This window comes from Halobacillus hunanensis, assembly GCF_900166655.1.
GTDB classification, from domain to species: domain Bacteria; phylum Bacillota; class Bacilli; order Bacillales; family Halobacillaceae; genus Halobacillus_A; species Halobacillus_A hunanensis.
Genome location: NZ_FVZB01000005.1, coordinates 501,181 through 516,877, shown reverse-complemented (window position 1 = coordinate 516,877; position 15,697 = coordinate 501,181). Strand labels below are relative to the sequence as shown.

Genomic DNA, 15,697 nt, shown 5'->3' with positions numbered 1-15,697 from the left:
TTGTCTGTACTTTGTAAAAACCATCAGAATTTTGTTTATTGACATACGCCTATGGTAACGCGAGGACGGGCAGCTCTGTACCATTGATAACAAAGCACGATAATTAGAAATAAGTCAATGAGGTCTCCCCCATAGTACATGACCATCGCTCCCAGTTGGCCAGGGGCTTCCGATACGCCAGGTGGAGGTTGCACGTAGATATATTTTGATAAAATACTATGCCCTGCCAAAGTAAGAATTAACACGATCGCACGATAAACGAAACTATACCTATGCGGTGTCGGGTCGATATAAATCATAGAAGCGGTAAATAAATAGCCTGCTAAAAACATATGTAAATGTACGGTTAAACCGACAAACAAATTATGATGCATGGCTTCGTACAAGCTCGTCATGTAAAGAAGCCACAGTCCGCCGATATTAAGGGTTGAGGCAGAGACCGGATGACTGACCAGGCTGACAGGCCAGCTCTTCAGTAGCTTAGCAAAGACTTTTGCGGTTCGGAATGGAACTGTTCGTAACAATAGAGTCAGCGGAGCAGAAAGAACTAAAAGTAGAGGAGCAAGCATACCAAGTAATAAATGAGCAGTCATGTGGGCCGTAAAGTCATAATGGGCTCTATTTGCTAATGGGCCAACTATAGCTGCCCCAGCACATAGTACGCCAGCACACCAACATATGTACCTGTGAATCGGCCATGACCTGAGACGACTTTGCTTACTAGTTATGATGGCCGCCCAGATGTATAATATGAACAGCATTCCAAAAAATAGAACTACAGGTAAACCTGGGAGGATGCTGATTTTAATTTGCGCCGTGTACGAATGGCAAGTGCACTGCCGATTACTATCATGAGCGCAGCTGAAATATTCCAGATCAAGTCATACAGGAGAAGATTTTCCACATAGCGAATTTGATGAATCCTCATCAACTTATGCTGAATCGTTCCATCATATAATTGGAAAGCACCAGCCCCAATCAATACGCCTCCCCACCATCTTTTTAGCCAAAATGACCTTCGACGACGCAGATCTGCAACCATAAACAACGAGCCAATTGTCGCAAACCAGCTGAAAGCATGAAAGAGACCATCAGAAACCAGCCCTACATCCGTTGTAGATTTGTCGTAGAAATGGTGCCAATGCAACAACTGATGGAAAACCATTTCATCTAAAAAAGCAACCAGTCCAATGCCAAATAAAATTCCCGACATAAATTACGGGCAGAGCGTGCGCTTGGGGTTAAATTGGCAGTATTCGTTTCCATCTCTAAACACCCCTCCAAACTAATAGTACCTTGGTATTTTTCACCATTTTACCCGCACCCAAGGATACTAAACATAAACCGGTGGGCAAAATCGCAGTGATCATGCTAAAAACAATTTTTTAGGAAACGATAAGTCTCAAGGTTAACCGATGGAGGTGGAGTAAATGGAAGAAGACTACCGTGAATACAGAACTGGACAAGGGGTGCCTAAGACTGGAGAATATATGTGCCAGTCCGGTGAAAGGCTCACCTTTAATAAAAATGAGGACTTTCCCGTGTGTCCTGTTAGTGGGAAAGAAACATACTGGAAAAACCATGAGGGTGATAAATAAGTAAGATTGTAATCTGGGCTGCCAAAGTTTGTTCGGCAGCTTTTTTTCATTTACCTTTGTACTTCACAATTTCCATTGTGTTAAATAAATACCTCTCTTTTAGGAAGAATAAGAGTACGACTTAGTTCACAACATCGATAGCATTCACCGTTTATTTTTATATACCAGAAGGAGGGCCGTTACCCATGAGCAGTCTCATTTCAACTGTAAATCCTGTCCATCTCTATGAAATTCAGCAGAAATGGTATGACACCCATTATGATTATTGGGTGGAACATGTGCTGTTCTCTTCTAATTGGTGGTTCCTCCTTATTATACTGATTATTCCATGGATCCCCTGGTGGATTCTCGTCGATAAAAGCCGCTTATTTGAAATAATGACTCTAGGATTATTTGTAGCCGCAATTGCCGCATTTTTAGACTCTATTGGAGTGATATGGGGGCTATGGACATATGAATCCAAGATGATCCAGATGCTGCCTGAGTTACTCCCTATAGATTATTCATTATTACCTGTAACCCACATGCTTATATATCAGTGGTTTCCACGCTGGAGAAACTTTGTTTTGGCACATATTATACTCTCAGCTGGTGGTGCATTTATCGCCGAACCTTTATTTGTCTGGATGAATATATATGAACTCCATGAGTGGAGACACATCTATTCTTTCCCTATTTATATTGCCATTGGGGTGATATTGAAGTGGTTTGTAGGTCGACTCAAAAGGCTTACTTCCATGTAAAGAAACATCATCCTTCTATCCCCATCTTTCTTGAAGAAGCGCAATCTCCTTTTGATGGGGAACTATCTCTTTAGGTGTTTCCAGAATAAATGGTATGTCCCTTAATTGTGGAGTGATCAAAAGTTGATCAAATTGGTCACTGGTTATGTAACCATGATCGACAATATTAGCGTGGCGGTCTTTTCCTGACCCGCTCTCATATTTGGAATTGTTAAAATGGACTACTTCTAATTGTTCAAAATAACCGAGTTCTGTCCCTTTATTCCATAATTCACTCCAATCCTCTCCATTCCATAAACCACTTGCAAAAGCATGGCACGTGTCAAAGCAAAACCCAATTTTCTCAGGTTCATCACATAACTGCCGAATTTGGACAAGCTCTTCAAGAGTAGTCCCAATTGTGCCAGGCTTCCCGGCATTGTTTTCAAGAAGAATCTTACATTCCCCGTCCCATTGGCCGAGGGTTTCATTGAGTACTTCAATCATCAATCGATAGCTAACGAGCGGGTCATTCTGACTGATTTCCTTCCCAAAGTGAACAACTACCCCAAGCGAACCACACGCATCGGTGATCTCCAGGTCGTTTAACAGCGACTGAACTACTTGATTTCTTTTGCTTGAGCTCGTTGGCGTCAAGTTCGTTGGATAGGGAGAATGACTGACAGATATAAGGTTATTCTTTTCACTAAATTCCTTACAAAGCGCAGCATCATCCTTACTTACTTCTTTGACAGATAAACTTCTTGGATTCTTAGGAAAGTACTGAAAAGCAGAAGCATTCATGGATGCAGCTTTTTTTGCAGCACCTAAATAACCATCACGAATGGAGACATGGGCGCCAAAATTCATTATCATCTCCCCTTTCTAGTGCTGACATTTACGACAGTAAAATGTTTTTCGTGATGAAACTTCATCTTTACTAATCTTGTTCCCGCACCTTTTACATGATTTCCCCTCTCGATCATACACATACGCTTGTGAAGGGTAGCCGCCTGTTTTGCTATCCCCTTTAAAAAGGGGCTCGTCCATATACCCACCGAATTGAGTGGCTCTTGGAAGAATAAAGCCTATAGATTCGTACAATTGAACTTTCTCCTTTTTGTCGAGATCGTCCATGGTTCGGTCTGGCAACAAGTGAGCATGCCAAGCAATTTCATCCGAATAACAGTTGCCAATTCCTGATAGAAATTCCTGATCAACGAGGGTGTTTTTCAGCATACCTCTTTTATTTTCTACTAGTTCTAAAAAATGATCGAGCGAAAAATTCACATTTAGCGGCTCTGGGCCTAAATCTGCTAATTCCTCCTTAACCCCTTCTTGTGTAAAAAGATGCAAGTACCCTAACCGTAAGCCAATAAAATAAAGGTTCTTCTTTCCAAAGGACACTCGTATTTGAATGGTACGATCCGGCTTCTCTTGTTCAGTACCATAAAACATCAAGCCTCCAAGCATGAGATGAAGCTCTAGAACACAGCCATTTTCAAGATGAAACAATAAATGCTTAGCTTTCCTTTCTATCTCTACTACTTTCTGATTTTGTACCTGGCTCGTGAAAGTCTCTGTATCCACATTAATGGATTTTTCACGGTTAATGGAGATGTCTGTGATCGTTTGCCCGCCAATCTTTTGCTGGAGTAATAGTTTATAATTTTCCATTTCCGGTAATTCCGGCATGTTCATTCCTCCATAGAAAGACTTTTTACTACTATTCCCAAATTTGTCCAAACATATAAACGCAATTATAGACCGTGGCTGCAAACTTCTCACAAGCCTAGAATTGATTCACTAATCATGTATAAAATGGTACTTTTCGTGAAAAAATACGAACATTAGTTCGATTGTCGGTTGTAAAATATTATTCCTAACCCTTATTCTTTAGAAAGGAGGCTGGTAACATGTCCAAAAAACCGTTCGACTCATTTTTGCAGCATGGCGGCCATTACGAAGCTTATACAATAGCGAGCAACGATCCAACGACCCAGAATCGCAGTCGCGTGAATCAGCTGTTTTATCATTATCAGATTGAAGCACGGTTTGTAACCTATATGAATACAACGATGTGGCGATGTGCGAAGGATTATCGAAAAAAGCGACAGCACTGGCATGATTCTCATAGGTTCACCCTTAATCAGCCAGTAGGTGAAGACCTGACCGTATTGGATGTAATCACGGTTGAAGATCCTAATTCTAGTGGCTGGGGTGAGGAAAGCGACTCATTTGAGTTGGTCACGTGTCCACGATTACAAACCGTAATTAGTCGACTAACTGTTCAGCAGCGCTTGATTTTATATGACCACGTCGCCAATCAATTGTCGTTTAAGGAAATCGCTGAGAAACTGGGTGTTTCGCAACAATCAACTTCCAAATCGTATCACAGGGTCATAAGAAAATTTCGTAAAGCTTATCAGGAAGGAGAATGGACATGATAGCCATCGAATCATGGATGAGTCTTGCTGGAAATATTGGCTTCCCCATTGTTGTGACATTCTTCGTTCTATTTCGATTGGACCAATGTCTGCAAAACCTTGATAAGTCGATAGATCATTTAACAGAAGAGGTGAAAAAGAAACATGAGTGAGGTGTACGAGTTATTGTTACGAGCAAAAGAAGCAGATGAAACAGCGATGATGGAGCTGATTGACAAATTCGAACCAAAAATAAAAAAATTAAGTGCTTCTCTGCCTGCGACTGAACGTGAAGATATGGAGCAAGAGCTGAAGATTCAAATGATAAAATCGATAGATAAGTTTGATATTGATAAACTTACACCCTTTTGGAGTTGTTATGAAAAAGAATAACAACACGGCTGCTTCATGTGGATATGTAAGTCACCCTATAGGAAGAAGAATTAAGCCAAAAAAATTCCCGTCCCCTGAAACACGGGAGACGGGAATCTCTATTATCCGGCTTTTCGGGCAGCAGATTCTTCTTGACTGGCTGCCTTGTATTTCATGACCTGCGTAATAAACCAAATAAGGACAGCCGCCCAAATAACAGCTCCGATCACCATCGATGTTGTATAGGGCAGATCAAATCCTTCTGGTGCATAGAAAATATAGGAACTGACCACCGCGGTCATAAATAAAGCTGGAATACTGCAAATCCAATGGAATTTCTGATGTTTGATCAAATACATGGCGCCGGTCCATAGCATAACAGTGGCTACCACTTGATTGGACCAGCCTACATAACGCCACAGAAAGCTATAATCCATCTGGGTGAGCAAAAAAGTCGGCACAGCAACCGGAATCACCAATAGCCCATTCGTCCACTTTCCGCGTTTTTTTAAGATCGGTGTAAGAAGATCTCCCAGCATCATTCTCGAAGACCTCAATGCTGTATCACCTGTTGTAATCGGCAGGATAATCACACCAAGCACGGCAAGTATCCCGCCTAACGTGCCAAGAGTTGTAATACTGATTTCATTCACGACCCCAGCTGGCCCGCCGTTTGCAAGAGCTTCTTGAAGTCCCCCAGTACTTCCAAAGAACGCCATTCCAGCGGCAGCCCAGATAAGGGCAATGATACCTTCACTAATCATCGCACCATAAAAAACTTTTCGCCCTTCACTTTCCTTTTTCAGCGTCCTGGAAAGAATCGGACTCTGTGTACTGTGAAAACCTGATATAGCGCCGCAAGAGACCGTTACCATAAGAAGCGGCCACATCGGCAACTCGTCAGGATGCAAGTTGTCCAGTGTCAGGTTGGGTACAGGATTATCAAAAAAGAAAAGCCCTACCCCGATCGAAAGCGCCATAAATATAAGAATGGCACCAAAAATTGGGTAGACTCGTCCAATAATTTTATTAATAGGCAGCAGAGTTGCCAGCAAAAAGTAAGCAAAAATGATCAATAATGATGCCGTGAAGCCAAGTGGCGTAATTTCGGACATCAGTTGAGCAGGTCCTGCGGTAAACGCAGCCGCCACAAGAATCATCAGGCCTATAGAGAGCACATTGATCATAGATTGTGCCGGCTTGCCCAAATATTTACCAACGATAGTTGGAAACTGTGCACCATTGTGTCTAAGTGACAGCATGCCTGAGAAATAGTCGTGTACGGCACCAGCAAAAATACTGCCTATAACAATCCATATGAAGGCAACGGGTCCGTAAAGTGCGCCCATGATGGCACCGAATATCGGACCGAGGCCAGCGATGTTCAGCAATTGAATGAGGCTCGCCTTCCACCAGCTTATCGGTGTGTAGTCAAACCCGTCATTCTTTGTATAAGCAGGGGTTGGGTTCTCGTCGTTGATGCCGAAAATCCGCTCAACCACCTTTGCATAGAAAAAGTATCCTAGTAGTAAAATCATGATGGATGCAAGAAATGTTACCATCGCGAAGCCTCCTTCAACAATAAATAATAAGGAGTATTGTAAACCCGTTTTTGTCGAATAGCAACCCTTTTTCTGAAAATTATATTTTTTCCCATTTTTTTCATAAAGGCAAAACGCTTTCAGACTTAAATCGGTTACAACGCGGGTATCACAATACCTGCGCAAGAAAAAGCGAGGCAGTTGGAGCTGGATGGGCCTGACTTTATGAAAACTAGACACTTTTAAAGCTGGTGCAATAAAAAAAGCCGGACTTGTTTATAAAACAAGTTCGGCTTTCATATGTAACCTGCCATCCTATGAGAATGGTTAAGTTTCCCGCAGTCGCTATTAGCGTAGGATGGCATTGGTATGAATATACCATAGTATAGGGGTTTTAGCCAAATACAGAGCAGGAGTATTGAAGTTTATGTAGAATTTCGCGGATAAACACTGCCTCTTCACCTCCCCTCCCGTTCGCTAAATTTCGGACAGGTATAATTTGGCTGTCTCCGAATACGATTGAACAGACAGGTTCTATTATGAGTGGAGGGATACACCATGGACCGTAACAGTGAATTCATTTTAGGATTAATCGGCGGAATTCTTGGGTTTTTCAGTGCTTTTTTTGCGATCTTCATTGGAGAAATTGATGCGGCCGTCAGTGAGACGGGAGCAAGTGCCATCAGCGGACTTGGCTGGGCGGCCTTCTTGTTCTCTACTCTCGCCATTGTAGGAGCCATACTTGTTAAGAGCAAAACAAAGATAGGCGCGATTATGATGATTGCTGCAGCTCTTGGGGGACTTATTAGTATTTCGATGTTCTACCTAATTCCAGCAGCTTTACTGCTTATTGCTGGGATAATGGGAGTTGTACGGAGAGATAGAGCAGTTGCTAAAAGTCCTTAAGGCATGAAAAAACGAGTACCTCTATGGTGCTCGTTTTCCCAAAAAGTCATCAATCGTATGGCCATAGTATCTCTCATACAAATCCTTAAAAATAGCCGGGCACTGCGAGAAGCTTCGATCGTACTTACCTGTTGTCACATCAACGGTCCATGCGCTTGATAAAACAGAATGCGCGTATCCCCAAAGCAACAACCGCTTCAAGTTTAAATCTAACTCCTCAGTCAGCCGGTTCACTCTATTTGCGATAACATCAGCCGCACCTTCTTGCGGTAAACCGTTCATCAGAAATTGGATGAAATCATACTCCACTTCCCCGATTAACCCTTTCGGATCGATCGCAATCCACGAATCACGTCCATTAGACAGAATGTTATAATGATGGAAGTCACCATGAAGCAACTTCAAATTACTCGCGGTCGTATTCATAATCGCAAACACATGTAATGCCCTCTTTAAATCTGCACCCGAAAAAGGGCCGAGTCCAGTTGGATTTTCTTCACATATACGAGCTAATTCTGCTTCCCTGTCTCTTGTCGTAGGGAGCCCTTTTTTATTTTCGACAGGAGCCACTAGTCCCTTCATCACACTGGCAGCTATTTGACTTACCTCTTCTTCCTTTTCAACTGTTGAAAGCATCGTCCCTGGCTCTACTTTTTCCAACAGTAGCACCCCACGCTCGCGTTCTTCATCTAATAGTCGAACGATACCTTTGGGATTAAGCGCCTGAAGGGCATCAAGCTCTTGATTAAATTCTTGACCTGGCAAGCCAATTTTAACGACCACTTCATTTCCGTCTCTGGTCACGGCTGGCGCCACATAGTTATAAGACAACGTATAAGGCTCTTTTAGCGACAACCCCCATTTTCGTTCACAATAATGAAGAAGATGCGGCAGGTCGTTCAACCACTTTTCTCCTTGTTCCTGAAAAGAAAACACAACGTTTTCAACAAATTTATCCTGCAATTCCATGTAAATACCTCATCCCTTATGTCTGAGTTTTAAAAATTGTACAAGATTCTTCAATACCACTTTTAGAACAGAATAAAGCGGAACAGCAATGACCATGCCAATAAATCCATATAAGGCAGCTGCCACGACCAGCAGCAATATAATCGTCAAAGGATGCAGGTTCAGGCGGTTTCCAAGCACAACTGGCGCCACTAGATTTCCTTCAAGCTGCTGGACCACTACAAGAATAATTAATACATACACTGCCATAATAGGATCTTGCGACAAAGCTACCACTAAAGCCGGAATAGCGCCAATGATCGGTCCGAAAAAAGGAACCACTGCGGTAATTATAACGAACAAGGCAAGTACTAACGCATAATCAAGCCCGATCAGCAAGTAACCAACGTACATAAGGACACCATCCACAACCGCGACTGTTATTTGACCGATGATATAGGCAGCCAGGGTTTGGTCAATATTTTTTAATAGGTTCTCCCCTTCCATCTTATGCTTTTCCGGAATCGATTTTAATAAAAATGGAATTAAACGGTCACCATCTTTTAAAAAGTAAAATAAGACAAATGGGATAATGACTAAAACAGTTGCTGCTCCAGCAATAGTGGAGACAACTCCTGTCAGATGGTCACTAATTTGCTGGGTGAGACTCCCAAAGAAACTAGTCATTTTTTGGCGCAGCTCTCCAACTGAAAGGATTCCTAAGTTGTTACTTTGGATCACTTGTTCCGTCTGTTGAGCTGTTTCTTTTAACTTACTTGGTAAATTTGTAATGCTGGAAACCTGTTTTTGAATCGTACCAGCCAAATAGGCAAAGCCTGCGTAAAGCAGTCCAGCTATTGCTGCAAATACAATCAGAATGGCCGCCACTTCTGGGATATACTTGGACTTTGATAAAAACTTAACGAAAGGCTTTATTAAATAGTACAAAAATCCAGCGATTAAAATAGGATAGAATAGCGTACCGATAATGGTTTGAACAGGCTGGAAGAAGTGGAGAATATGTAGAAAATAAATACAGATTAACACGAGAATCACAGCTGTTATATACTTGAAGAAGGGATGCCTCAGCCACATGTTTTTTTCTCCTTATCTAAGAATATATTTTTGATGCACCTATTCTACATACCACAAATCACCCGATCTCTAACGTAAATATCACAAAATTAAAGCCCCGGAATCCGAGGCTTTCTGTTACCCGTTATCGAACCATACGATTGTGGTCTTTCCAAAACCCTTTACGAAGGACGACTTTTTGGATTTTTCCTGAAGCTGTTTTAGGAAGTTCATTTTCAAATGAAAAACTCTTAGGTACTTTGAAATGAGCTAATCGCTCGCGGCAATATCTGATAATATCAGCTTCTGTCTCCTCCTTATAGCCTTCCCTTAAGACAATAACGGCATGTGGAACTTCTCCCCATTTTTCATCGGGGACAGCCACCACAGCGGCTTCTAAAATCGCGGGATGGTCATAAAGGACTCCTTCTACCTCAATGGATGAAATATTTTCTCCTCCACTGATAATGACATCCTTTTTGCGATCCACAATCTCAATATAACCATGATGATCGATAACCGCCATATCCCCTGTATACAACCAGCCATCACGAATCGTTTCCTTAGTGGCGGTCTCATTTTTTTAATACCCTTCCATCACGTTATTGGAGCGGGTCACAATTTCCCCGATCGTCCTTCCGTCATGCACCACTTCTTCTCCGAGTGCATCCAACACCCTGACTTTAGACCCAACCATCGCATACCCCGTTTTCGCTTTTAAAAGATACTGATCTTCTGAAGGTAAATCAAGTTCTGTTGATCGCGGTATCGATGTTGTAATTAAGGGACTAATTTCCGTCATTCCATAAACTTGAATGAATTCCCACTTGAGATCTTCTTCAACCTTCCGTACAAAAGCTGGCGGCGGCGCAGAACCGGCTATGACTACGCGCAAGTCATGTTCCAATTCAATAGCGTTTGAATCGTACTCCTCAATAACCATATTTAAAACGGTTGGAGCCATATGCATAACGGTGACACCATGGTCTTTCACTTCTTGTAAAATGGTCTTCGGGTCGACCTTCCGCAGCATGACTTGAGTCGCCCCATTCATCGTGTAATAAAATGGTGATCCCCAGCCATTCACATGGAACATCGGCAGCACATGCAGCAGCGTATCGTCGTCCGATACACGCAAATGATGCATCGAAGATAAAGCGTGTAAGTAATTGGATCGGTGAGAAAGCAGCACACCTTTAGGATTTCCGGTCGTACCGCTCGTGTAAAGTAAGCTTGCTATATCCGTTTCTTCCAGTTTTGCACGCTCAAACGCATCCGCCGAAAACTGAGTACGCCATTCATCATATCCTTTGTGGTCATCCACTGCCTCACCATGAATAATCACCTTTTCCAAGGAAGGTATCTCCTTCAACACCGACTTTATAAGCGGATATAAATCCTCATCGACAAACAGCACTTTGCTTTCGCTATGGGTTAAAATGAATTGATAATCAGCAGGCTTCAAACGGGTGTTTAATGCTGTCATGACAGCCCCTACTTGAAACACTCCGTAGAACCCTTCCAGCATTTCAGTAGTGTTTGGAGCAAGATAAGCCACTTTGTCTCCCTTTTCCACACCGAGGCTCCTTAGTCCTCTTGATAATTGATTAACCCGTCCGTTCAATTGGCGATAGGTCAGAACTCGTTCATCATCAATTATGGCAGGCTTTTCCCCATACAATTCAACAGCACGATCTAAAAAATCCGTCAGTAAAAGTGGTACATGCATCCGGTACGTCCCCTCCCTTTATTCATTAAAGCGCTTTCAGTAACATTGTAAGGAAAACAGTGTTCTATATCAATCTTTAGTAAAGAGATGAAATATACAACAGATTATTGTGAATCCTCCTAACACCACTTTTTTCTATAGGCATTAACCATCAGCCTGTCTCCTCTCCTATAAAAGAGACTGGGAAAATACTGAATTAAGCATAAAAATCCGAACGATTCCATTCTACTGGAATCAGTTCGGATAGTTGTGTGTCAAGAAAGGATTTCTATCCTCGCTCCGACAAAACACTTCGCTAATTATCTGTGTTTTTGTTATTCAATTTTACATCGTTCGTTTTTATTTATTTTCATAATCCTTCGGTTTTACTTCTTCACCGTTCTTTCCACTATAACGTAAACCCCAGCCTGTCAAAGCTGCAATTAGCATAACGATGAGAAGTCCCCAACCTTGAAAAACATACGGGAATACTTCAGCTGGACTAACGACTGGCATATTTTCGTATTCCTTGGCAGCACCTTTAATCGTGGCCCAAGCCAAAAGAACACCGGCACTCCATGGAAAAATATATCCTAATGAAGAAGTTACCGTATCAAGGAAGTTCGCTCGACGGTAAGGGTGAATATTCATTTCTTTCCCAAGCTTACGCACAAATGGAGCAGCTGCAATTTCTGCTGCCGTATTGATCGTAATAAACACATTCAAGAAGGCGACAATGCCGTACATGGAAAGCTCGGCACGTTTCACTACACCTTTTATAATGCCAAGGAAGAAATCTCTGATTTTATCCATCGTCCCCGCAACTTCCATTAGGTGGGCAGCTGCTAATATAAACAGAATTAATATCGCCATATTGAAATAGCCGCCGATACCACTCATGAGGGCACCTTCTACAACAGCATTACCCGCCTCATCTTTGTAAATATGAATGATTTCGGTAAAGGGTGTTCCGGAAATAATGATAAAGACGATAGAAGCAACAATGCCCCATGTCAAAGAAGTTAACAAATGATGACCTGACAATGCCAAATATAGTACTAATGCGAACGGAATCAGCAGCAACAACCCGTTCGGTGATACTTGCTCCTGAAGCCTTGCCATAGCTTCTGTATTTTGGGCATCTCCCCCATCGCCAAGAATCACGAATAAAATAAGCGTTGGGATAGCAGCCGTAATAGAATATTTAAATCGTGAACGAACAACTCCTGGCACATCCGCCTCCTGAGTTGTAGCTGAAACAATCGTTGTATCAGATACAGGTGCAAGGTTGTCCCCAAATACCGCACCACTTAAGATGGCTGCTAGCATTAAGACTGGATCTGCTCCCAGAATAACCCCTGCTGGATACATGAGTATACCAAATGCTGCGACAGTTCCGTATCCTGTACCAACGGCGGTTGCAAATAACGCGGATAGCATGAAGGTTACTCCAACAAAAGCACCGCCTTCCAGCCCCGTCTGAAACCCAAACCAAATGAGTCCATCGACAAGACCGCCTGCTGATAACAACTTAGCAAACATCCCTGCCCAAAACCAGGCAATAACAGCGATGACCCCGATCGGCTGCGCCATTCCTGAAATTAAAGCTTGTGCGTAATCCGCCCACTTTGATTTACAAAGAAATAAACCGATGGCTACACCGATTACCATTCCGAGAACCAATGCTTCTTCAGTGACAAGCTTCGTTACACTTAATGTAATCGCCCATACTATGAAAAAGATTAGTGGGACTGTGGCTGCAAAGACGCCTCCACGGAATTCTAATCTGTTAATCGACTTTTCTCCAACTGCTTCATCAATGACTTCATCGTTTCGTGAATTTGCCACAAGTTTCCCTCCTTCAAATGAAATCCTTAAATAGTGTATCATTAAATACGACTATATGTAATCGCTTTCACTAAACTAGGCTATCTTATCCTTTGATTGGTAAAATACTCTAATCATTTTAGGTCATTATACCTAATTATCACCCTTTCTATACCGAGTGAATCTGCCTGTATCAAGGTGAACCCTAGTATTTCTTGAAAAATCATCCTACAACAAAAACATTCCAAAAGGCAGCTGATAATAATTTAATGATAAAATTTTCAGTTTGTAAAGACAAAATTTTCGGTAAATCCATTACCTCCTCAAAAACAGACATGAAACGGCAACATTTCCCGGGAAATGATTTATTTCTCCTTATTTTTTCCGATGCGCTTTGTATTCCCTAAATATCTTTAGCATGATAGGATATTTATTAACTATACATAAGAGGAGTGATTTACTTTGTTTAAGCCTATTTCAACTGACCATGCACCTGCTGCGATCGGACCTTACTCGCAAGCAGTCGACGTGGGAAATCTTATTTTCATTTCCGGTCAAATTCCGCTTGATCCCGTCACACAATCGTTTGCGTCGGAACATGTAAAAGAGCAAACCGAACAAGTGATGGAGAATATTGGCGCAATTCTCAAAGAAGCTGGCCTTACATACAAACATATCGCAAAAGCTAATATTTATCTTGATAACATTGACGATTTTGCTGTGGTTAATGAAGTTTATGCCAGCTATTTAAGCGAACCATACCCAGCCCGTGCTGCCGTCGAAGTCGGAAAGCTGCCAAAAGGAGCTAAAGTTGAAATCGAAGCCATTGCTGTTAAAGAGTAAGCTAAAACGCAGAGTCGCAACCATGACTCTGCGTTTTTCATTCACTTCTCAAAAAGGTTTACTGACTTATTTTAGTGGTAACCATTTAATAGAACCAGCTTGAGAGGAGAATTGATTCGTGATCATAGATAATGTAAGAATCTATCAGCCTTTTGATGAGAGGAACAAGGATAAGACCTATGCGATTGAATTTGAAGACGGTGTATTCCAATCTATTCATCCAAGCCCCTACAAAGGCCCAAAAACATCGATTGATGGGAAAGGAAAGCTGATTGCACCTAGTTTTAATGACAGTCATATGCATTTACTAAGATATGGGCTATTGAAGAAGGAACTGGATTTAACAGAAGCCGAGAGCTTCAAGGAAGTGAAGGAACTAATCGAGAATCATTATGGAAACCTCAAAGAAAATCAGTGGTTTTTCGGAAAAGGGTTCAATGATGCTCAATTTGATGATATCGACCATTTATTAACTGCACAGGATTTGCACGAAATTCACGCAGATGCTTATATCTTTTTGCTCCATGAAGATGGACATGAATGTGTGATAAGTGAAAAAGCATTAGAATTGCTAAGAGAAGAAGAAGCTTTCAAAAAAGAGCCGGATATCTTTAAGGAGAAAGACGATCAAGGACAGTGGACCGGGAGGTTTAAAGATACCGCCGTCCATTACATTAAGCGCCATTTCTGGGGACGCTCTGTAAAGGATGCCAAACAGGCTCTGAAGGCTGCTTTTCCACATATTAACGAAAACGGTCTTACTTCCTTGCATACCGATGATTTAAATTTCATTCGAAGTTATGATCGGCTATGGAGAGCCTATACGGAGCTTGAAAATGAAGGCGAACTCCCTATTGATGTTCAACTGCATCATTATATCTTTGATATTGATGATCTCAGACAATTTCTTAGGACCCATAAACTTAGAACCGGGGATGGGACGAATCAAGTAAAAGTCGGAGCAATTAAAATCTTCTTAGATGGCACCCAGCGTCTTCATACATCGGCAATGAGAAACCCTTACCCTGAAAACCCTGATACGAGTGGCACGCTCATTTACACCCAGGAGCAAGTTAACGAGATGGTAGCCGAAGCTGGTGAAAACGGGATGCAAGTTGCTATGCATGCGATTGGAGACCGTGCTTGTGAGCAGGCGATTGAGGCATTGGAACAGAAAGAAGCCCATACTAGAGAGCGACGGCATCGAATTATCCACGCTCAAACTCTAGCTCCAGACCTTATGGATCGTCTGCGAACACTCAAACCGTATATCGAAACACAGCCATCCTTTTTACTGGGCGAATGGAATAAGAAAGATAAATGGACACCAAAAGAATTACTTCCCTTTTGTGATGCCTTTAACAGTTTAGTGCGTGATCACATTCCTGTTACATTAAGTTCAGATTTGCCGATCGGCTCAATCAATCCGCTTGTGACGATCAACACGGCTGTTAATCGGACAGACCTTGAAGGAAATCCTGAAGGCGGCTGGATGCCCCAGGAAAAGTTAAAAGTGGATGACAGCTTTCATGCTTTCACAACTGTCCCAGCGGAATTTGAGTACCAAGAGGATAGTAAAGGAAAGATAAAGCCTGGGTATCAAGCCGATTTCGTCGTGCTTGATCAACATCCTCATGAAATTCCACCTCAAGACTTGCACCAAATTAAAGTTCTGGAAACATGGTATCGTGGTAAAAAAGTGTATGAGCGTAAGTAAACAGAGTTCTTCCAG

15 protein-coding genes and 2 pseudogenes are annotated in these 15,697 nt (G+C 42.1%); 8 read left to right on the top strand and 9 right to left on the bottom strand.

What is annotated here, in order from left to right:
• Positions 1 to 35 precede the first annotated feature (35 nt).
• Together B5354_RS03535 and B5354_RS03530 are read right to left on the bottom strand one after the other, a co-directional pair.
• Positions 36 to 761, bottom strand: coding sequence for a cytochrome c oxidase assembly protein (locus B5354_RS03535; protein WP_079525971.1), 726 nt, complete (start codon positions 759 to 761; stop codon positions 36 to 38).
• Between the two features lie 14 nt (positions 762 to 775).
• A pseudogene (locus B5354_RS03530) lies at positions 776 to 1,266 on the bottom strand (DUF2243 domain-containing protein).
• 164 nt (positions 1,267 to 1,430) lie between these two features.
• On the opposite strand from B5354_RS03530, the gene B5354_RS20410 reads away from it, so the two are divergent.
• Positions 1,431 to 1,598: a hypothetical protein gene (locus tag B5354_RS20410; protein ID WP_176142397.1), complete on the top strand. Its 168-nt coding sequence runs from the start codon at positions 1,431 to 1,433 to the stop codon at positions 1,596 to 1,598.
• Between the two features lie 185 nt (positions 1,599 to 1,783).
• Positions 1,784 to 2,341 carry a CBO0543 family protein gene (locus B5354_RS03525; protein WP_079525969.1) on the top strand — a complete coding sequence of 186 codons (558 nt, stop codon included), beginning with the start codon at positions 1,784 to 1,786 and terminating at the stop codon, positions 2,339 to 2,341.
• A gap of 15 nt (positions 2,342 to 2,356) precedes the next feature.
• Here B5354_RS03525 and B5354_RS03520 read toward each other — a convergent pair whose 3' ends face one another.
• Entirely contained in the window at positions 2,357 to 3,190 is an 834-nt protein-coding gene (locus B5354_RS03520) for a deoxyribonuclease IV (protein WP_079525967.1), read from the bottom strand.
• A gap of 15 nt (positions 3,191 to 3,205) precedes the next feature.
• Positions 3,206 to 4,015: an Fpg/Nei family DNA glycosylase gene (locus tag B5354_RS03515; protein ID WP_079525965.1), complete on the bottom strand. Its 810-nt coding sequence runs from the start codon at positions 4,013 to 4,015 to the stop codon at positions 3,206 to 3,208.
• Positions 4,016 to 4,236: 221 nt separating this feature from the next.
• Here B5354_RS03515 and B5354_RS03510 point away from each other — a divergent pair, with 221 nt between their 5' ends.
• The 3 genes from B5354_RS03510 to B5354_RS03500 are packed head-to-tail and all read left to right on the top strand — an operon-like array spanning position 4,237 to position 5,139.
• Positions 4,237 to 4,767, top strand: coding sequence for a sigma-70 family RNA polymerase sigma factor (locus B5354_RS03510; RefSeq protein WP_079525963.1), 531 nt, complete (start codon positions 4,237 to 4,239; stop codon positions 4,765 to 4,767).
• On the top strand, positions 4,764 to 4,919 hold the full coding sequence (locus B5354_RS03505) for a YvrJ family protein (RefSeq protein ID WP_163528761.1): 156 nt from the start codon (positions 4,764 to 4,766) through the stop codon (positions 4,917 to 4,919). Before B5354_RS03510 ends, B5354_RS03505 begins: the two co-directional genes overlap by 4 nt.
• Positions 4,912 to 5,139, top strand: a complete 228-nt coding sequence (locus B5354_RS03500) for a helix-turn-helix domain-containing protein (protein WP_079525959.1) — start codon at positions 4,912 to 4,914, stop codon at positions 5,137 to 5,139. The genes B5354_RS03505 and B5354_RS03500 overlap by 8 nt, the downstream gene beginning before the upstream one ends.
• Positions 5,140 to 5,240: 101 nt before the next feature.
• Here B5354_RS03500 and B5354_RS03495 read toward each other — a convergent pair whose 3' ends face one another.
• Positions 5,241 to 6,680, bottom strand: coding sequence for a carbon starvation CstA family protein (locus tag B5354_RS03495; protein WP_079525957.1), 1,440 nt, complete (start codon positions 6,678 to 6,680; stop codon positions 5,241 to 5,243).
• A 537-nt stretch (positions 6,681 to 7,217) separates the two neighbouring features.
• Here B5354_RS03495 and B5354_RS03490 point away from each other — a divergent pair.
• Complete coding sequence (locus B5354_RS03490) at positions 7,218 to 7,565, top strand: DUF4064 domain-containing protein (protein ID WP_079525955.1); 348 nt, start codon at positions 7,218 to 7,220, stop codon at positions 7,563 to 7,565.
• 21 nt (positions 7,566 to 7,586) lie between these two features.
• Here the strand turns inward: B5354_RS03490 and B5354_RS03485 are convergent, their stop codons facing one another.
• From B5354_RS03485 to B5354_RS03470, 4 genes and pseudogenes are all read right to left on the bottom strand, one after another.
• On the bottom strand, positions 7,587 to 8,534 hold the full coding sequence (locus tag B5354_RS03485) for an aminoglycoside phosphotransferase family protein (protein ID WP_079525953.1): 948 nt from the start codon (positions 8,532 to 8,534) through the stop codon (positions 7,587 to 7,589).
• Between the two features lie 9 nt (positions 8,535 to 8,543).
• A complete protein-coding gene (locus B5354_RS03480) occupies positions 8,544 to 9,608 on the bottom strand; it encodes an AI-2E family transporter (protein ID WP_079525951.1) in 1,065 nt (354 codons plus the stop codon).
• A 124-nt stretch (positions 9,609 to 9,732) separates the two neighbouring features.
• A pseudogene (locus tag B5354_RS03475) lies at positions 9,733 to 11,316 on the bottom strand (long-chain-fatty-acid--CoA ligase).
• 339 nt (positions 11,317 to 11,655) lie between these two features.
• Positions 11,656 to 13,143, bottom strand: a complete 1,488-nt coding sequence (locus tag B5354_RS03470) for a Na+/H+ antiporter NhaC family protein (protein WP_425432086.1) — start codon at positions 13,141 to 13,143, stop codon at positions 11,656 to 11,658.
• A gap of 441 nt (positions 13,144 to 13,584) precedes the next feature.
• Here B5354_RS03470 and B5354_RS03465 point away from each other — a divergent pair, with 441 nt between their 5' ends.
• Entirely contained in the window at positions 13,585 to 13,965 is a 381-nt protein-coding gene (locus tag B5354_RS03465) for a RidA family protein (protein ID WP_079525947.1), read from the top strand.
• Positions 13,966 to 14,083: 118 nt separating this feature from the next.
• Entirely contained in the window at positions 14,084 to 15,682 is a 1,599-nt protein-coding gene (locus B5354_RS03460) for an amidohydrolase (RefSeq protein ID WP_079525945.1), read from the top strand.
• The last annotated feature ends 15 nt before the right edge of the window (positions 15,683 to 15,697 follow it).